Source organism: Pantoea sp. GbtcB22 (assembly GCF_019091025.1).
Lineage (GTDB): Bacteria > Pseudomonadota > Gammaproteobacteria > Enterobacterales > Enterobacteriaceae > Pantoea > Pantoea leporis.
Window position 1 is genome coordinate 61372 of sequence record NZ_JAGXKB010000012.1, and the last position, 20308, is coordinate 81679.

The 20308-nt window shown below is 48.2% G+C and carries 14 protein-coding genes; 7 read left to right on the forward strand and 7 right to left on the reverse strand.

Features of this window, described 5'->3' with window-relative positions; translation table 11 throughout:
* The first annotated feature begins 216 nt into the window (after positions 1-216).
* From umuC to KVT28_RS23955, 6 genes are all read left to right on the forward strand, one after another.
* Complete coding sequence (gene umuC, locus KVT28_RS23930; protein ID WP_256448501.1) at positions 217-1242, forward strand: translesion error-prone DNA polymerase V subunit UmuC; 1026 nt, start codon at positions 217-219, stop codon at positions 1240-1242.
* Positions 1243-1758: 516 nt separating this feature from the next.
* Positions 1759-2763, forward strand: a complete 1005-nt coding sequence (locus KVT28_RS23935; protein WP_217550543.1) for a hypothetical protein — start codon at positions 1759-1761, stop codon at positions 2761-2763.
* Position 2764: 1 nt separating this feature from the next.
* Positions 2765-6805, forward strand: a complete 4041-nt coding sequence (locus tag KVT28_RS23940) for a non-ribosomal peptide synthetase (RefSeq protein WP_217550546.1) — start codon at positions 2765-2767, stop codon at positions 6803-6805.
* Positions 6802-8001: an MFS transporter gene (locus KVT28_RS23945; RefSeq protein ID WP_217550548.1), complete on the forward strand. Its 1200-nt coding sequence runs from the start codon at positions 6802-6804 to the stop codon at positions 7999-8001. The genes KVT28_RS23940 and KVT28_RS23945 overlap by 4 nt, the downstream gene beginning before the upstream one ends.
* Positions 8002-8223: 222 nt before the next feature.
* Positions 8224-9888 (forward strand): acetolactate synthase large subunit, encoded by a 1665-nt coding sequence (gene ilvB, locus KVT28_RS23950; RefSeq protein ID WP_217550550.1) that lies wholly within the window; start codon positions 8224-8226, stop codon positions 9886-9888.
* Positions 9889-9890: 2 nt separating this feature from the next.
* Entirely contained in the window at positions 9891-10196 is a 306-nt protein-coding gene (locus tag KVT28_RS23955) for an ACT domain-containing protein (protein WP_217550552.1), read from the forward strand.
* Between the two features lie 220 nt (positions 10197-10416).
* On the opposite strand, the gene KVT28_RS23960 is transcribed toward KVT28_RS23955, so the two are convergent.
* From KVT28_RS23960 to KVT28_RS23990, 7 genes are all read right to left on the reverse strand, one after another.
* A complete protein-coding gene (locus KVT28_RS23960; protein WP_254633633.1) occupies positions 10417-10977 on the reverse strand; it encodes a hypothetical protein in 561 nt (186 codons plus the stop codon).
* A complete protein-coding gene (locus KVT28_RS23965; protein WP_217550554.1) occupies positions 10974-11609 on the reverse strand; it encodes a recombinase family protein in 636 nt (211 codons plus the stop codon). Before KVT28_RS23965 ends, KVT28_RS23960 begins: the two co-directional genes overlap by 4 nt.
* A gap of 299 nt (positions 11610-11908) precedes the next feature.
* A complete protein-coding gene (locus KVT28_RS23970) occupies positions 11909-13561 on the reverse strand; it encodes an FAD/NAD(P)-binding domain-containing protein (RefSeq protein ID WP_217550556.1) in 1653 nt (550 codons plus the stop codon).
* Entirely contained in the window at positions 13558-15363 is a 1806-nt protein-coding gene (locus KVT28_RS23975; RefSeq protein WP_217550558.1) for an FAD-binding oxidoreductase, read from the reverse strand. Before KVT28_RS23975 ends, KVT28_RS23970 begins: the two co-directional genes overlap by 4 nt.
* On the reverse strand, positions 15360-16244 hold the full coding sequence (locus tag KVT28_RS23980; RefSeq protein ID WP_217550560.1) for a trans-aconitate 2-methyltransferase: 885 nt from the start codon (positions 16242-16244) through the stop codon (positions 15360-15362). Before KVT28_RS23980 ends, KVT28_RS23975 begins: the two co-directional genes overlap by 4 nt.
* Before the next feature lie 18 nt (positions 16245-16262).
* Positions 16263-17540, reverse strand: coding sequence for an O-acetylhomoserine aminocarboxypropyltransferase/cysteine synthase family protein (locus tag KVT28_RS23985; RefSeq protein WP_217550562.1), 1278 nt, complete (start codon positions 17538-17540; stop codon positions 16263-16265).
* Between the two features lie 16 nt (positions 17541-17556).
* A complete protein-coding gene (locus tag KVT28_RS23990) occupies positions 17557-18405 on the reverse strand; it encodes a DMT family transporter (protein ID WP_217550564.1) in 849 nt (282 codons plus the stop codon).
* A gap of 903 nt (positions 18406-19308) precedes the next feature.
* On the opposite strand from KVT28_RS23990, the gene KVT28_RS23995 reads away from it, so the two are divergent.
* Positions 19309-20256 carry a hypothetical protein gene (locus tag KVT28_RS23995; RefSeq protein WP_217550566.1) on the forward strand — a complete coding sequence of 316 codons (948 nt, stop codon included), beginning with the start codon at positions 19309-19311 and terminating at the stop codon, positions 20254-20256.
* The last annotated feature ends 52 nt before the right edge of the window (positions 20257-20308 follow it).

The window sequence follows — 20308 nt, forward strand, 5'->3', positions numbered from 1 at the left end:
CATTGCCCGCTTAAGGGCTTCAGAAGAAGCGTGGCAGATAACCCCCTCTCAGGGAAATCGATTTTCCGGCTATGTCTTACCAGTTCACTTCTTTATGCTCTGAGCGGAGGTAAACTGCAGCAATTTAAGGCTGAATAAGTGGGGCTCTGGATTTCAGTCCATGAGGAATAGTTGCTCATTTTTTTTGTTTAAATTGCATTCCACATAAACGGCGACATGTCGGCGCGCATGATGGCCATCCTGGGGGAGATGGTGGCCGGACAGGAAGTGTATTCCATTGACGAAAGCTTTCTGGACGTTACCGGAATCGGCAGCCTGATACCGCTGGAGACGTTCGGGCAACAGATGCGTGCGCGCATCAGGCAGGAAACAGGGCTGATCATCGGCGTGGGCTTCGGGCCGACCAAGACCTTGGCGAAGCTCGCCAACCACGCGGCCAAGAAGTGGACGAAGACCAACGGCGTGGTGGACCTGTCCGACCGGAGCCGGCAGCGGAAGCTGCTGCAGCTCACCGACGTCAGCGACGTCTGGGGTATCGGGCGTCGCATCAGCGTGCGCATGAACCAGCTGGGCATCATCACGGCCCTGCAGCTGGCCGACAGCAATGTCAGCATGATACGGAAGAACTTTGACGTTATCACCGAGCGCACCGTGCGAGAGCTGAACGGCGAGTCCTGCCTGGCGCTCGAAGATGCGCCGCCGCCGAAGCAGCAGATAGTGAACTCGCGTTCCTTCGGTCAGCGCGTCACGCATCTGGAGGACATGCAGCAGGCGTTGGTACTCTACGCCACGCGCGCGGCAGAAAAGCTCAGGGAGCAGGATTCGCGCTGCCGCCACATCAGCGTCTCAATTGCCACGGGCCGGCATGGAGATGAACCGCAGTACTCGAACACGGCATCGTGCATCTGCGACTATCCGACGAATGATACGCGGGACATCATTGACTCAGCCCTGCGGGGACTGGGCACCATCTGGCGGGACGGCTACCGGTACGCAAAGGCCGGCGTTATGCTGGGTGATTTTTACCAGTCGGGCGTGGCACAGTTTGACATGTTCAGCGAGCAGCTGCCGCGCGCCAACGCCGACGCCCTGATGGCGGCGCTGGACAGTATTAATCGCTCAGGCCGGGGAAAAGTGTGGTTTGCGGGCCAGGGGGCGCAGGACAGCAGCTGGCATATGAAGCGCGAGATGCTCTCGCCCAGATACACTACAAGATTTTTCGATATTCCAGTATGCAAGTAACGGCGGAAGATTAATGGCTCGTGGAAATTAATTTTACGTTAAAAATTAACCCCGAGAAGCATTTTAAGATACTTTGAGATCTAGTATGAATATTAACCACTGGGTTATAGTTTAAAAGAAATTGGTGTGTAAATTTTTCTAAAGAGAAGTGACTGCAATGGGCTTTTTTTGTTTATAAAAATTAATGTTAACTTGTTCAGCTCTATTGACTTAAGTTTTCATATCAATTTCTTAACATTAGGTGAGCTGCTGGATTGCTATAAAACACCTGATATTAAATAAGGTTAAACTGCGACGATTTACTAAGGTTAGCAGTTTTATTACCTGTCTATTTTTGCGTGTGTGGGTTTATATTCTTTGAAATATTATTTCACGGGATTATATATAGTTATATTGATTTGAGTGGGATTTCAAATGGTTGTTACCGCTAATGACTTTTGGTACGTTGATGATTCTTTACAAACATAAATTTAACAAACACAACATCAACGTATTAATCAATAAAGGTAAAGGACTATGCGTAATTCAGAAATTATCCAGTTCACATTCTCCGAAGCAGAGAAGCTTAAAACTCACGATTTGCTGAGTGAGATTACCATTAATCCCTATCAAAACTATGACGCCTTCATGATGGCTGTAGCTGACATTGTCAGAAATGGAGAGGTGCCTGAGCGTTTCCTAGTTCATTGTGAAAGAAAGAGAAAAGAAGACGAATATGAATCACCTTACACCGTATTCGATAACTGCCCTATTGATGCTGAACTACCGTGGCTGGGCTTTGTTAACCCGGTTGAAGAGAAGAGAAGACTCAAACAGACTTTCGTCGCAGAAGGAATGTTGGGGTTGAGCGCCATCCTTCTGAATCAGAGTCCTATCGGTTATATGAATGTGAATGATGGCGATGTTTTTCAGGATATCCACCCTAAGCAGGAACTGCAAAATAGCCAGTCTCAAAAAGCACTTAATGAGATTTATTTCCATAAGGATCTGGCAAATCACTTTGTGAGACCTGACTGGGTTAATATCCTCGGATTGAGAAATAATATTGAAAACGAAATTTATACCTGCTTTGCCCGCAACGTAGATATCCTTTCCAAGTTGTCAGATGACACCAAAAGTGTATTGAGAGAGAACCTCTTCTACACCCCATTTGACGACCTTTCCACTCATAAAAGCCATGTTCAACTAGGCGAAGCAGATATCCATCCCGTGCTTGGTGGTGTAACGCCGACTGATATTCGCTATTTCGAAAACCGAACTAAAGGCATCAATGAAACGGCTGAAGCGGCCATTGCAAAACTTAAGCAGGCCATTCACGATGTGAAGGTTCCTGTTTTTGTATCCCCTGGTTTATTTATGGGTGCGGCTAACAATGACTGTCTGCATAATAAGGAAATTCGTAACATCAGCAATCAGGAAGCTCTCAAAAGTCGCTGGTTAATGAAAACCGTCAATGTCCGTAACCTCAACGAGCACGCAAAGCATTTCGTTCAGGGCAAAAAGAATATCGTAGCGGGATAATATGCAAACACCCATCAGCACCATCTGTAAAATCGCGTTAAGTCATCCAGAGCGCATCGCATTAGTGTATGGCGACGCCACCTTGTCTTATGGTGAACTTGTTCAGTCTGCGGCTGACCTGGCCGTTAAACTTAAAGGCTTGGGCGTTAAACCTGGCTCTTACATTGCGCTGCTTACTGAAAAAAATCCACACTGGTACATCGCAATGCTTGCCGTGCAGTTTTGCGATGCGGCTTATATTCCATTAGATGTGTCCTATCCAGCAGAGCGTGTTGCCTATTGTATTGAGAATGCAGGTGCAACTCTTGTGCTCACTGACAGCGAGCGTAAGCCGTCTGTGACTGGAAAAAGCTTCCTGGTGAAAGATCTTCTGGATGGAAAGCAGGGTATCGGTAGCACTGAGCTCATTCTCAATGCCACTGAAAGAGAGGCTAACGAACTACCTGCCTATGTTATTTTTACCAGTGGTAGTACTGGTAAACCTAAAGGAGTGGTTGTTTCGCAGCGGGCTCTGGCTTTCCATATGAACTGGATGAATGGCGAATTCAGATGGACTGCTGATGATGTGTTCATACAGAAATCCTCTGTTAGTTTCGACGCCTCGGTCTGGGAGTACTTTGCACCTCTCATGAGCGGGGCATCTTGTGTTATTAGTGATGCCGATCCCTCAAAGATATTGGAGAATCTGAGGCGTCACAAAGTCAGCGTTGCTCAGTTCGTCCCTACAGTGCTTCGATACATCAAAGACACCGGGCAGGCTTCAGCGCTCAATGGCTTGAGACTTCTTTTTAGTGGCGGAGAGGCCATATCAAAGGAACTTGCTGACACTCTCATCTCTGAGACTCATTCTGAGCTCGTCAACCTTTATGGACCAACTGAAACGACTATCCAGTGTTGTTTCTACCGCTATTCTATCGCGGATACTATTGATGGTGATTACCTGCCAATCGGTCAAGTATTGCCCGGCGTTACATATGAAATAGCGGATATAGGATGCAACGGCTCTGCCAGAGAAGGTGAGCTGATTATTTCCGGGCCGAATGTGGCATCGGGATATATTAACAATGATTCAGCAACCAGAGAAAAATTTGAGGTCAGCCCGGAAGGTATTGCACTCAGCTACAGAACAGGTGATATCGTACGTATTGCAGATAACGGAATGCTCTATTTTATCGGCCGGAACGATCATCAGATAAAGCTTCGTGGGCTTCGTATTGAAAAAGATGAAATTGCTAAAACTGCTCTGGCTTTCTCAGATGCTGTCAGAGCTGTACATATCGGTGTTATAAATTCGGACACCCTTTATATGTGGCTCGAATCTGATACCGTAATCAGTGACAGTGCGCTGCGTGACTACATGTGCAGTTATCTACCGTCGTGGATGATCCCTTCCCGTTTCATTACTCTCAAAGAATTTCCTTCACTTCCGAACGGAAAGCTTGATGTTAATAGTCTTATGGACATACGCGGTAACGTCTGTGCCCATAACAACTCCCCGATTAATGCAGGACTTGAAAAGTTCAGACAGGAGTGGGTTAGTATCACTGGTACAGCCCTTGAAGCCGATGCAGAATTAATCTCTCAGGGCATAAGTTCAATGCACTGTATCCGTGCTGCGAAGATGATCCTGGATACTTATCAGGTTAAAATTTCTTCTTCAGAGATCCTCAGTAAAGGTAGCCTCAGCACGCTCTATGAGACAGTATGTTCAGCTTCCAAAGCAGGACCTGAAGATGAGCTTTGTGAAAACTTTACGGACATACCGCTTTCAGAAGAGCAGCAGGGCATACTTTTTTCAGCTTTGAATGATAGCGATCCGCTCGACTGGGATTTGCATTATCACGTTGTTTTTAAAGATGCATCTAAGGATGATATCTCCGCTGCGCTTCAGGTCATGTCACAACGACATCCCGTCTTGAGGGCAAGTCTTAAAGAAAGCAACCAAACCTTTTATCAGCACATTTCTCCTTCTGGCGTTCTAGCCCCAATTACGCATGAAAATGAACAGCCTAAAAGTGTTGGTATTGAGGCGATTGAAGTCACAGATGATGCTCTCTGGAAAATCTATTCGCTTAAAAAGCCGGATGAGTATTTATTTATTTTCCATCACATCATATTTGATGGGTTTTCTGCAGATGTTTTCTTTAACGAGCTAAGCGCAATTCTGTCAGGAGAAAGTTATCCTGTACAGAGCGATACTGCTTTCCTCAAATACTGCTCATTATCTGCTGCAGGAACGTCTAACGAATTGCTCTCATGGTGGGAAAATGCGCTTTCAGCTGTCGACCAGGAGTCTCGTATCGCCCCTGAATTTCGGAGCGGGGCGAGGCTTACCAGTCAAGGTGATTCCATCTCTATTGAGCTGCCTGCAGCGTCACACAATGCTATAGACCGTATCAGCCGACAGGTGAATATGACGCCTTTCACCCTTCTGCTGACTGCAACATGCCTGACCCTTTCTGAATTCATTCAAAAAGACGCATTTTGTATTGGTGTTCCGGTTTACAACCGAAGTCCGGCGCAAACTCAAAGTCTGGGGAATTTTGTCAAAACTTTGCCTGTTCCGTTCAGCTATTCGGGTGACGTCAAAAAGCTGTTGAAAAATGTCAGCGAGACTTTTACAGCCTGTCTTGCACATTCTGATATCTCAGTTCAGACACTCATTCACAGTAAGGTTAAATCCAGAGGCACTGGTAGCCGGCCTTTGTGGCAGAACAATTTCGTGTTCAATGAAAGCGGGGCTGACCTTCCTAATCTGGAATGGAGTTACTCTCATCGGGAGTCCCCTAAAGCGGATACATCGTTTGTTATCACACGCAATGCCAGAAAAACAACTCTCCGGCTTGAATACTGTACTGACGTTGTTTCTGCTTCTACAGCTGACGCAATGATAGGTGCCTGGTCCAGAGCGCTTGCCACGCTTCTGAAAGGAGAGCTCAGTGGCAAACAGCATCCCCTGCACAATGATGAAAAATCCAATGATTCAAGTGAGGGGGCTGTCGCTGATCCTGCTTATCTCGCAGAAGTGCTTACTTTGTTTAAGCGTTATCTGGGCGAGTTTGTTGGTGAAGAGGATGACTTTTTCCTTTCTGGTGGCCATTCGCTACTGGCTATCAGGATACTTAATGAACTTGGAAAGCGTTATGACACCCACCTGCCGTCATATCTTATTTTTGAAGGTCGTACCGCTAATAATATTGCCGTATCGCTGAAAGAGATCACCGAACCTGGTGCGGCTCACCGGGTTTCAGGGGTAGCGCGCTTAACTCATAAACCTGAAGGGCAAAATATCTGGTTTATCCATCCGGCAGGCGGGGCATTGTGGTGTTATAAGGATTTGGCTGAAAAAGTCCTTGCTGGCAACCTCAGCTCTTATGGTATTGAATGCGTTCCCGAGGCTTCAACAGGCAAGTTTGTGAACAACCTGAATGCCATGGCTGAGCGGTATTGCCTTGATATCCTTGACAGAGATCAGTCTGAGTATTACACCGTTGTCGGATACAGCTTTGGCGGAAATGTTGCTTACGAAATTTGCCGTCTTCTGTCCCAAAAATTCGGTAAGCGCTGCAGACTTGTACTGCTCGACAGCCATATCTGTGCAGTTAAGCCGTTCAGCAGAGACGATTTCGCGCTGAGCTATGCCACAAAATTCACAGAAGGCAAGCCGCACCTGCTGGATAAGGAAAAGCTCTATCTGTCAGATGGTTCGGTTGATTTCGCCTATATCAAAACAATCGGAGTGGGTACCGGACACATAACGGCAGATACCCCGCTTACGGATATCGAATCAGGTTTGCGTATGTGGCTTGCAAACAATGAAGCCGTGCACTCCCATGATCCTGTAGGAGTGTTTAAAGGTGAGTGCCTGTTTATCAGGGCAAACCGCAATCCATCTGATTCAACACTTGGCTGGGAGAAGCACCTGACGGATGTGAAGAAGATTGAAATCGACGCAGGCCATTTCGATATTTATAAACCACCTGCCACGCAGATGGTGGCTGAGCATATTGTTGAATTCGTTAACGGGGAATTTACAGCGTGAAGCGAATCTATAGATATCTTTCTGACGTCATCATCTATGTGAGTTTTTTCTCATGGTTTCCATTCGTCGCCATTCATCTGAATAAGGTATGGGGGGGCACCCTGACGGGTGCTCTGCTTTCACTGGTGGCGGTTCTCAGCGTCCTCATCAGTCTCAACGTGGCACGGCTTGCTGATCACTATTCCAAGAAAAAGGTGCTCGACGCAATTTATATTAGCTACGTACTGGCTTCTGCGTTGTTCATACTGTCTTTCTGGTATGACTCGCCAGTTCTCTATCTGGTAGCCTTTAGTCTTCTTTCATGGGCGTTCACTATTTACTTCTCTGTGAGTAAGGCAATTGTCAGTGACATCTTTCCATCTGAAGAATGGAAGAGCGTTTTTTCAACGCTACATGTAATCTTCAACGTTGCGTTTGTGGCCGGGCCAGTGCTGGGAGGGCTTCTTGCGGAGCATGGAGTCTGGCACGCCTGGATTACTATGGCTGCAACATTAATTAATCTGATAGCCCATCAAATTCTGACCGAAGACATAACACCGCCTCCGCAGAAAAAGCTTAACGCTTTTCAGCAATTTTACAGTCTTTCTAAGGATTATCGTCTATCGCTTTTTCTGCTGGGCAGCGTACTTGCAGCGCAGGCCTTTATGCAGCTGGAACTTCTGCTTCCGGTAACTATTGAAGAGCGTCTGAAGCATATTTCAGTTTCACTGCTGCACTTTAACGTTGATGCCGTTTCCCTTTTTACACTTTGCATGGTTGTTAACGGCTCTCTCATTATTTTACTGACACGCTTCTTTGCCGTGCTCTCTGACCGTTACAGCCTCAGGTTTGCGTTTACTGCCTCGGGCATATTGTATGGGATGAGCATGGTGATATTTGCATTTGCAACGACACCGGCCGGATTTCTCATTGGTGTACTTGCTCTTACTCTGGCTGAACTTCTTGTGGTCAGTGTACAGGATACTTATATCGCAACTATCAGTCCGGAGGATAAGCGGAGCAGCTATTTTGCAGCGGCAAGTATCCGCTTCTCGGTCAGTCGCATATTTGCTCCCCAGATGCTTCTGATTGCCGGGATAACTGGCTCAACAAGTGCATTTATGATTGTCGCCCTGCTTGCAGTGCTGAGCTCAGCAGTGTTTTTACTACTGTTCAGCTTTAAGCAGGGTAAGGACACTGCACAGCAGTCTCTTTAAGCCAGTTTCTCTTTCCAATACAGATGAGTGATGATAGGTTAGAAGAAGTTAATAAAAGGTTTTTACTCAGATAATGAATTATATCCTTACTGTTATGCAGATCCGTCTTGTCGCCGCGCTAGTCGTGGTGATTCTGCCTGCGCCGTAGGGAAGAAATATTTAACCCGCCGGTGCAACACTGGCGGGATTACCGCCCTGCACCGGCCTTTAAAAAGGTCAACTATGCAATTCACTGGCGCTGAACTAATCGTTCACATTCTCGAACAGCACGGCATCAATGTTGTCGCAGGTATCCCTGGCGGTGCTGCCCTTCCGTTGTATGACGCCTTCGCCCACAGTAAAATTATTCATCACGTACTGGCAAGGCATGAGCAAGGTGCTGGGTTTATCGCTCAGGGAATGGCAAGGGCTACCGGAAAACCGGGTGTTTGCCTTGCATCAAGCGGCCCGGGCGCAACGAACCTCATTACAGCCATAGCTGATGCTAAGCTGGATTCTGTACCGCTGATTTGCATTACTGCTCAGGTCTCTACCGCAATGATAGGAACGGATGCTTTTCAGGAAGTTGATACATACGGCATCTCAATTCCTGTAACGAAGCATAATTTCCTCGTGAGAGACATTGCGGATTTGCCTAACGTGATGTCTGAAGCCTTCAGGATCGCAACCAGCGGCAGGCCAGGGCCTGTCTGGATTGATGTGCCGAAAGATGTGCAATTAGCGCAGATAGTGCTGCCTGAACCCTATACACCGGCCCCTTGTTCCCCTCCCCCTAAAATTCAGGAATCTGTCATTACTGAAGCTCTGGAGATGCTGGCACAGTCAGCCTCTCCGATTATTTATTTTGGCGGCGGTATTATTACAGCAGAAGCATCTGAACAGGCCGTCCGTTTTGCCGAGCTTTCCGACGCGCCTGTAGTCACAACCCTGATGGGATTGGGCGTAATGCCAGTCAATCATCCGCTGTATTTGGGCATGCTTGGCATGCACGGCACGCGGGCAACCAATTACGTTATGAAGAAAGCCGACCTTTTGGTTGTACTGGGGGCGCGATTTGACGACAGAGCAATTGGAAAGGCGGCAGAATTCTGTCCGGATGCCCGTGTCATCCATATCGACATAGATAATGCTGAGTTAGGGAAGATCCGCCGACCTGAGGTGGAAATTCAGGGTGACGTATTGGAGTTTCTGAACGCAATGAATGTGCGAACCGCTCAAACGTCACGCACAGAATGGAATGACTACGTTGCAAATATGAAGAAAGAATTTCCTCTCCAGATGCCAGAAGTTAATGATCCTCTCAGCCATTATGGACTCATTCGCGCCTGCGCAGAAACTGTAGGGGAAAAAGTACATGTTGTAACAGATGTGGGCCAACATCAGATGTGGGTAGCGCAATCTTACCCGTTCAGCTCTCCCCGCCAGCTGCTGACCTCTGGAGGCCTTGGCACTATGGGATTTGGTCTTCCTGCAGCAATCGGAGCCGCACTGAAAAAGCCTGACTCAACAGTACTGTGTTTTTCGGGTGATGGCAGCATCATGATGAATATTCAGGAGCTGGCAACCGCGGTGGAGGAGAAGGTCAATGTCAAAGTGATACTGATGAATAATAATGCTCTGGGGTTGGTTCATCAGCAGCAGGAGTTATTTTACGGTAATAATTTGTTCGCGTCGGGGTACAGGCATGAAGTTGATTTCCTGAAAATTGCCGAAGGCTTTGGCTTCCATACTGTTGATCTGAATGCTGAGGCTGATCCATTCAGCGCGCTTGCTGATGCGGTCAAAACTCCCGGCCCGGTATTCATTCATGCACGTATTGACGTTAATGAAAAGGTATACCCGATGGTGGCCCCCGGGGCAGCAAACACTGATATGATTGGAGGTTAAAAATGCACCACGTAAACTTTGTTACGCTTCAACTTCACGTGCATAACCACCCTGGGACTATGTCTCATATTAGCGGACTGTTTTCACGACGCGCGTTCAATCTGGAAGGCATTGTTTGCGTGCCGGACTTAAACGGGCAAACAAGTACTATTTTGCTCCAGGTGCGTGACAGTGGAGATCTTGAGCAGATAATCAGGCAGCTTAATAAGCTCGAAGATGTCATTACGGTTAAAAGCGCCAGTCACCTTCAGAGTGTATTTGATATGCTGGCAGAATCGGTAGTTATGAATGAACATCCAATAAATTGAAATTAGAAGTTAATACTGCTAAGTAACAGGCTCAATGAGGTCGGTTTACACCGCTGACCTCAACGTTTATTTTTTGTAATTTCAGCTAACAACATGATTTTAGCATTGCCATGATGGATTACGGCTCAAGACTTTCACATTCAACGGTTTAAGGCTGACTGCTGAGCGCAAACTAGATGTTTTGAGGTATAAGTTTTAGCAATCTAAATCTAATTGTTAATCAAATTTCTCCGGACCATCTATTAAGGGATTCCACAGAGAGAGGCTTCGTATTTCTGTCACCAGCCCCTCGAAACAGAAGGCTGGCACTTCTTTCCGAGGATACGCTGACAGGAAAGCTTTCGGCACCATTGGCCAGAAGCCAGATGGTGCGCGTGATGCCATCTGTAAATCCCGCATGCAGCACGGGCAGGCCTCTGTCCAGTTCATAATGTGCATCGCACCATGCCAGCTGAACCGGATTGTCGCGCCCGTGCGCAAACCCCATTTCAGCATGATGAAATTTGTAATCGCCTCGCCAGACGGCTTCATCGCCCGTTGATAGCTGAAGCTCCTGTTTAGAACGCGCCCAGGCATCCAGGAACGGACGCTTACGTACAATTACTATCCACTTGTCCGAGTCATGACGAAGCGACATTTTCATCCAGGCTTTGTTTCCCTCCCTGAGAGCAACTAAAAAGGTGCAGATTTTGTCTCCGAACCCTCCATAGTCTCTTTCTATGCTGAAAATACCGCAGGCCGAAAAAACGGGATGTTCACTGATAATCAGGTCTGCGCTCACGACGGTTCCTTAACCTGTTCGGCCTGCCTGCACACGCGAATCACGGTGGCTCTCGAAACACCGGCAAGTCGCGCTGTTTCGTTAATTGATTTCGCCTGAGTGATTCTGAGGTTGCGGATCAACTCATGTTTCGCCAGGTCAGCTACCCTCCCCCGAAATCTGCCCTCCTCACGAGCTCTCACGATGCCCTCTGCCTGACGTCGTCGCCGGTCCACATAGTCTTTACGCGATATAGCGGCCAGCATGTCGAGCATCATGCCATTAATGGCCTTGAGCATGCTGTGCGTGAAGTCGTCAGTAACGGAGTTATTCAGGGCAAGGTAACTTGTGGGAAGATCGAGGCTGACGACTGACAGCTGCTTGTCAGCTATCTGCTTACGTAAAATGTTCCACCCTTCATCATCGAGCCTGGAAAGCCGGTCAACCTGTTCAATCAGAATAACGTCACCTGGCTCAGCGTCATCGAGCAGACGCAGCAGCTCGGGCCGGTTCATCGTTGTGCCAGAAACATTATCCACATACCAGCCGGCGACACGCTTGTTGTGCAACAGGGCAAAATCCCTGAGTGCTTTCTTTGCACGTGTAGCATCCTGTTCTGAGGTAGATGCCCGGAGATAGCCAAAAACGTACATCTAAACTCCAAAAGTATCATTTAGGTAGTGTTAATGATGAAGGTATCACATAGGTGGTTCCATATGCGAGATCAAAGATAAATTTGGATGGTCTCACTGGGGTATACAGGGCCGGATTTCGCTGCTTTGAGGCAAACTACGCCAGATTCAGGACAGAATTTACGTAGCGCTATTCTCTCCCTTATCAGAAGGCCAGGCGGTCGCCCAAAAAAATACTGTGCCTGGATTACGGCCGCGACGGTTGGTGTTGTTACTTTGAAGGGAAAAAAGCGGCATCTGGCCGCTGCTGTCAGGAATACCTACGCCGGCCTCATAACGGTTGCCGCTATTCTGTCGGCTATCAGAAAAGCATTGCTTCTGCTTTTCGGCGAGGGGAAGTAACTGGAGAAATATGTCCATCCGTTGGTTGGCACACCGGCAATGAACAGGTTTCGCGGGTCACCTTCACCATCACGGATGCGCCAGTCCGGGCCGATATCGAATGCATAATCAGGAGCTCTCTGAACAATCATTTCAGGTTTTGCCCTGACGGGCTGGTCTCTGAAGGCACGGCAGAATCCATCAAGAACAACACTGAAATTATTTTCAAAACAGGTCGTCGTGGCCACATATCCCGTACTGTCACTTCCTGTCAGAACAGGCGCAGGGCCCAGATCCAGCCTGATGACGCCCGCCCTTAACAAAGCCAGAAACTGCCGGCCTCTTATTGCCGGAGGCCCCACGCTTATCTGATTAAATCGCGGGGCATAATAGTTAAAGAAACGCTCCCCTGAATCAGGTGTCAGCATGCCAAATTCAACGGTTTCTCTGATAAAGCTTCTGAATAACCGGAACACCTCAAGGGAAGCCTTGTAGGGGCTGTTTTTTTCACCGATGCAGCTTTGATGCACGTCAGACCCGATGTATTTACTGATTTCATCAACATATTCAGACGGACAGGCATACTGCCTGAGAGCCCTGGACCTGAAAAGGACGGACGGGTCTGGCAAAGATTCATCCCGCGTCGGGGCAGGCCAGTCCGGTTCGTAATCCGTACCTTCCGTCATATTTACTCCGGAAATCCTTCGGGAGTGATAGTGGTATACCCCTCTCAGTTCATTAATCAGAAGAGGCAGAACGTCAGTTTCGAAATCCACCCTGCCCCTGTTTGTCCGTATGTCGCGCAGAGCGGCTTCAGTGCAGTAACGCGGTACATATCCGTACAGTCCATCAAGGCTGACATCAGGACGGCAGTGGAAAGGTAAACCATGCCTGGAGAAAAGGTATAACTCGGGTTCTTTACCTGATTTCCGGTAAGACAGGGAACCATCAGAAGACGAACAGAATTCTCCGCCCAGACCTGTGGTAAAACCCATGATCCTGTCGATTGCATCCAGTCCCATCCCCGCCAGCCCTATGCGCCTGCCAGAATATGAGGTGAACTCAACGCCGGAATCAGCAGAGGACCGATGCTGTAAACCATGCCCGGTACAGATTATCGCGTAATCATAAAGGTTGTGAGCATTGCCAGACTCCAGGCGTTCACGGCCTGACTCAGGTTGAAACCGTATCTTGTCCACTGCTGCCTTAATGTGTGTGACCGTGATATTTGATGCGGCGTTCGACCTGAGTACTCCGTAAACAAATTTCATGTAACGGCCATACAGCGATCGACGGTAATAAATCACGTCCGGATCATATGCGCCGGTAGCGATAAGCCATTGCCTGAAGCTTTTTGCACCCGTCAGCGGTTGCTCTCCGAAGGTAGGAGCACTGAAGGCATCTATCTGCAGATAATGCGTATTAAGCCAGAGATAGTCCTCAAGATCGGTATCATGAACACCGGGCCCCGGGTCCCGGGGATCGTACACATCAATGCTGAAATGAGTATCGGGCTGCATATTTCCGTTAATGATCAGTCTTTCCAGCAAGGCCATTCCCCAGGGGCCGCCGCCAATGATGGCTATTTTCATACGGAGTTACCATAGTGACCGAGCAGGTCGCCGCGCAGAGGGCTGTACAGCGCCGACATTTCCGTATACGTGTTATTCAGACATTTGTAGACGGCCTCGGCGACGGCGGGCGACTGGGCAAAACCACCGGTATTGTGACCGCCGGTGACGACAAACCTGCCCTGACGGCTCGTGGGCATGGAATCGAAAATGCCCAGGCCGGATGAAGTCCAGGGGCGGGTGCAATGATAGAATTCCAGACGGGACGGGTCGGTCATTCCGGCGCGCTGAACATGTGAAGGAAAGAGATCTTTCGCTGTTTCAAAAACGCATCGGGACAGCGTCCTGAGCTGTTCTGCGCTGATGTCCCTGTGTCCCTGCCCGAGAAATCCATGGCCACTGCTGCAGAAAATAACCGGCTCAGCCCTGTCATTCAGGCCAGGGATCAGGTTCGCTCCCTCAGCGGCGTCATTACAGGCAAAATGACGACGTGAGACTTTCACCGGCCGGGTGAGGGAGAGATGCGGATCGGGAATTTCGAGCCAGGCACCGGCCACCGAAGCAATCTGATCCTGAATTTTTTCCATGCCGTCAATTGCCTGGCTTGAGGACCCTGTGGAAACCACGTAGTTATCTGCCAGTATTTCACGATCATTAACGATCACGGAATGGATACGTCCTGCCTCATCTTTGTGAACCGCCTGCATTTCACTCTCCCAGAAAAAATCAGCGCCCGATGACTTCATTTCATTAATGAGATTCAGGGCAAGAGTCTTCACCTGCAGAGAGAATCCGGTGACTTCTGCGGCGCCATGAACAGCACCGTTGCTGACAGCGTCTGAGAGCGCAGGCACCACAGAACAGAGGTCATCCGGCGCCAGAACTTTTCTGAATGAGCCGATGCGTTTCTCGTAGGCCAGCCCCCGGGCATAGCTCTCTGGTGTCTGATAAATCCGCACCAGACTGGAGTTCAGGCTGATGTTGCAGAGCAGCTGCGGGCAGGTTGAGAAAAGATCCAGCCAGAAATCATGGCTGCGTATGTTAAATGAGACGATATCTTTATCGTAAACGGAAGCCATCCATGGAGGGACAGACTGTTGCCTCTCAATCCATCTGATGTCCTTTTCAGCAGGGGGCGGATTTCGAGTAAATAACCATCCCCCGTCCCCTATCACATTGCGGAACTGAGGATAAATATTTTCATCGTGAATAAGTGACTTTGCCAGATGGTGTCTGGACTCATTAAATGAAAATATTCTTGCATTTCCACCGGAGAAGGTCGCGCCGAAACGCTCCGAATTTGAAACCTCTGCGGGGTCCGGAGACTTGTCAAAGAATGAAACGTGATACCCTTTTTTTTGAAGATTAAAACCCGTGACCAGATTAACGATGCCGGTACCTATCAGTGCAACGCTCTGACGTTTTGATATGATCGCTACGTTATTATCAGAACCTGCATTTTTAATAATGTGTAACGTAGAATGATATTCGATGTAGTTGAACGCTTCGGCTTCGGCTTCTGCGCCATGAGATTTACAGATATATAGCTCACCGGGGAATGTTTTTTCCTTAAGTCCGAATGGCCCGGCAGTGTCAGAATCATCAATCATGATGAAGAGGCAGTCGTTTTTATTAGCCAAGATTCTGACTTTATGAAAATCTTTGCTTAAAAAAACGACTGCCCGTAAACGACCATGACTGAACTCCTGACGCCAGTAAAATTCACTTTTATGCGTGAGGTCCGGTCGATAACAGGTACTGGCATTAAGGTAATCGCGACAGTTATCGGGGGTCAGGCTGAAAGTTATCAGTACACTTTTCATATCGACTCCGTCTTCATCATCCTGGCGGAAACCATGGTGAATTCGTCCGTCCACGTGACGACATCAAGATTTTTCCGTCTGAACTCAGCCTCCATTTCCGCTATTCCGTTTTCGAGAAGCGCACCGTCGATAGCCCGCTCATGCATAATTGAGGGGATCCATCTTTCACTTAATCTCTTCAGATACTCTTCAAGAGGGACTGAAATCACTATATCCTCCGTCCATTTTCCGTCTACCTGCAACTCGCTCATGGCGTTCAGCTGACGTTCATAGCGATCTGCGAGCATGTAAAGAGGCTCTAATGACGTCCGGATGTTATTTTTCCAGCTCCCGGGTACGGGCCACGGCCACCAGTCCCGGTTCATATTACGGGCCTGAAAGAAAAGATGGCCGTCGGGCTTGAGCAGAGGGATTAGCTTTTGCATAACGCTCTGAAATTCGTCGGCATGAATGTAATGCGCCGATTGCATGAACATAATACAGTCCGCTTTACCCTGATATTCTGCCAGGACACCATCAGCATGCTCTGCGAGTTCCTGTGCTGTCATGTTGATATAATGCAGAGACCCGGGTGTATCTTCTCTTTTCATTGACAGCATTTTTCGGGAAGGTTCGACTGCGATAACTTTTATTCCGGGGCTTCTCTGAAGAATTGTTCTGCTCCAGAAACCTGTGCCGGCCCCGATGTCAAACAGGAGAAAATCATCGTCATTAATATCTGATTTATTCCTGAATATCCCGTCGCATAAGATTTTGCTGACCGTATTTACGTATTTTTCACCAAAGTTGAAATGACTGTCATAGTCACCTCCATACTCGCCGTATGGATTTTTATCACTGCGCAGAAATCCGTTTCCTGATGCTGTGTTTCCGGCTTTCATTTCTTCATGACCTCATTATCAGCGTTGTGACTTAAGCAGGGCCTGGTCAATGTCGCCCAGGATATCGTCTATATGCTCAATACCAATGCACAGCCTTATCATTTCAGGGAGCACGCCCAGTTTTATCTGTTCACTGTCGGGGACGTTTCTGTGAGTGGTCGACGCAGGGTGGCATGCAAGACTTTTGGTGTCTCCGATGTTGACCAGTCTTTTGATCAACCTGAGGCTGTCATAGAACGTTTCTGCGGCACATTTACCGCCATGAATACCAAAAGTGAGGATGCCACCGCCCCGGCCGCTCATATATTTCAGGGACATCGCGTGATGGTCAGACTCCGGTAAACCGCAGTACGAGACCCAGTCTACGCAGGGATGCTGTTCAAGGTGGAGGGCTGCGGATAACGCATTCTCACAATGTTTGTTCATCCTCAGGAACAGCGTTTCAAGCCCGTACAGAAAGTGTATCGCGCTCTGGGGAGGTAACGTTGCCCCCATATTTCTTAACATGACGGTTCTGCATCTTGCTATATACGCTTTTTCTCCGTATTGCTCACAATATCTCACGTCGTGAAAAGTCGGCTCGGGTTCGTTGAGCATGGGATATCTTGATTTATGCTCACGCCAGGGGAATTTACCGCTGTCAATAATGATTCCCCCGAGGAAGCTGCCGTGTCCGCCGATATATTTTGTCATGGAATGAATAACAATATCGGCGCCATGGCTGATGGGGCGGATCAGCGCCGGGCTGGCAACGGTATTATCAACAATCAGGGGGATGCCGTACTGGTGGGCTAAGGCTGAAACCGTTTCAATATCCACAACGTTACCCGCAGGGTTACCGATGCTTTCGCAGTATATTGCCTTAGTGTTATTTTTGATGACTCTTTCGATGTCACTGGCTGAATCCGATGCCGCAAAGGTGACAGATATATTGAAATTACCGAGGATCCCGTTCAGCAGCGTATAGGTCGCGCCGTATAAATTGGGTAGCGCCACGATATGATCGCCCGCCTGCGTGATATTCAGAATGGCATAAGTGATTGCCGCCGCGCCTGAGCTGACCGCCAGTGCGGCGGTCCCTCCTTCCAGTTCAGCCATCCTTTTTTCCAGGACGGCGGTCGTCGGATTCATCATGCGCCCGTAAATATTACCTTCCACCTTCTCATCAAATAAATCGGCCGCGTGCTGAGCGCTGTCAAACTCATAAGCCACTGTCTGATAGACAGGGACGGACGCTGAACGCGATACGTCGTCGGCCACATAACCTGCATGAACAGCGGATGTTTCTGGCTTCATTAAACCTCCTGTTAATTTATTCTCTGGCGGCGCTGAACCTGGATGACATTGTTGCCCCCAGCACGATAAATAACATTCCGGCCAGCATGGTCAGAGACAGGTTCTCCTGCCATCCCAGATAACCGAAAAGGGTGGCGAAAATAACGGACGTATAGCTCCAGGAAATGATTTTATCCGTGGGAGCCTGCGAGCACGCCACAGAGAGAAAATACTGAGCTAACGTCGTGACGATCCCCAGCGCAATGAAGTAGGGCACCTGCGATAAATCAAATGACTGCCATACCCAGGGAATAAACGTAATGGAAAATATCAGGGAGTACAGAGAGAAATAAAGCATCTGTTTAAACGGCGCTTCCGTAGACGACATCAGCCATATTGTCACGGTGGCGGCTCCCCCCATAAATCCGGCTATAATCCCTGCCAGATCGCCTTTATTCAGAGTGCTTAAGCCTATACCCGTAGTCAGTCCCACCCCAATAAATCCGATAATGATCCCATACCATACATACCGGTCTGATATTTTTTTCAGGACAATCAGGGAAATTAACGGAACAAATATTGGGGAAGTCTGCTGAAGCAGCACGGCGTTACCAAGATGAGTGTGGGCCACCGAATAAAAATAGCTGATTAAAGCAAGAAACGTAAAAAGCGCTCTGAGAACGTGCGTCTTCTTTTTTTCGGACGAAAAGTTCAGTTTACCCGACAGAGCGCCAGCAATTATCACGCACAGGAAACTGAATACGTTTCTCCAGAACACGAGTGAAAGCAAATCGGTTTTATGAGATGCCACTTTGACAAGTGTACCCGCTACGGCAAACATCAATGCGGAAATTATAATATTTATTATCGGGTGAACATGCCTCATGAACTCATCCTGTTAGTCTTCATTATGTCTGCCGCCCAGACCCACTGTTAACCCTCACATAACAATTTTTACTATGGTTATGATTATTTATCATCAGATCAATAAATTTTGGTGAAAAAGTTACCTGATGGTAAATCTGTCGCGTTATTTTTTTAATAAAGACAAAATAAACAGGTGGTTACCAAATTTGTAACGTTATGTTTATATCATGCTCCATGCTGAATAAAGTTAATGTTAATTAATCAGTATTATTAACTGCTAATTGAAATAAGTCTGGTGATATGAGTTAACGTCCTGGCGTACATACAGAGTTCAGGGCTTACAGGTCTCCGTTCAGTGAAGCAACCGCCACTGTCGCGCAGCCTCTTCACCCTCCATCATTATCGAATCATCAGGGCAGAATTATTGCACTTAACACTTAATCCTGCACAGAAGGTCAGAACATACTTTCCCGGAAAATTCCTCCATAATTTACATAATTCAGCATTCCTGACATTGCTAACTGATCAGGATCCGAAAAAAGGCGGAACCGGATCCTGCCTCTCCGGCGGGCGGTTTTTCGCCCGGGGTACTACATATAGTGGCTCACTCAGCTGCCGATGGCACAACATACGGGGTGCGTCAGAGAAAGATGCGGGAAAAAATGACGCTATGACGTTCCATATCGGCGTGCTACGCTTCCGGGAAAATCACAAATAAAGAAGAAAGCGGATCCAGCGCGCAGGGTGATGCGGTAATTGCGGACAGAAATAGTTTAGGTTGTCATCATCCCCTTAATTTTGTTAATGAATGCAAATTGACTCTCAATGAATACATTGATAAATAATTTTCTTTATCTTGACGCATGCTGTGATTTTTTACAGCCTGCTGTCTACTTCATGCATAAAGAAAAGAGGTTGAGTCATGGCGAAAATTCAGGCCAGGAATGTGGACGATGTGCTTTACCAGCGTATTGAGGCCTCCGCGATGAGGAATGAGCGCTCCATCGAGGGGGAGGTTCGTACGGCATTACGGGATTACTATCAGCCGGCTGTTGAAGTTGTACCTGCCCTAACAAAGCGTGAGAGCTGGCAGCAGCAGACAGGTCAGCGTCTGCAGTGGCTTTTTGATCGGCTCAAGGCTGACGGGCTGCTTGATAAATGGAAAAGTGATAAACCCGCTGACACTACCGATATTGTCCGGGTTGCACGGATGATTGATAATTCCCCCGGCAAGCTGATGGACTATTTAGACGGTCTGGATGACGTTTCGGCCGAACTGACGGATAAATTGAGCACCCATTTTGGGGTCAGCAGTGACTGGCTGCTAACCGGCGAAGGTTCCCCTTTCGCGGTCATTCGTCTGGGCAGCCGCGGGTTCACTGAATTTTTTCTGCCGCCTGAGGGCGGGAACTTTACCTTTGAACTCATCAGAATCCGTAAAGGCCGCCATGAAGGCACGCTTATCATCCTCCGGACATGCACGGATACAGGGCATACAGAGGTGGGCGTGGTGACCGAAGCCTTTTATCTGGGGAGCGGGATGGGAAGTGGTGGATATGGCAATCTCAAGCACTTCCTGAAGTTTCTGAAATCCCGGGGAGCACACCTGACCCTTAACACCTATGAGTTCACCCCACCCGATCCAGATTTCGACTTCTGGTCCGTCATTGGACACCATCACGCTGTCTGGTATCAGGACGCACGGCTTCGTTCAACGACCCGCTGGCTACAACAGGTATTCAATGGAGAAGATCCGGGAGGCTGGTTCAGCAGCGGTTGGGCGCCTCTTCTCAAGGAAATCGGCGATATGCCTTTTGGGCAGGATGAGAACAAATCTCAGCCTGCACATGATGTAAGAGAAGGTGATTAAAGTAATGAACATCAGTAGGCCTCAACCATCGATAGAAGGGTGTTACCCGCGT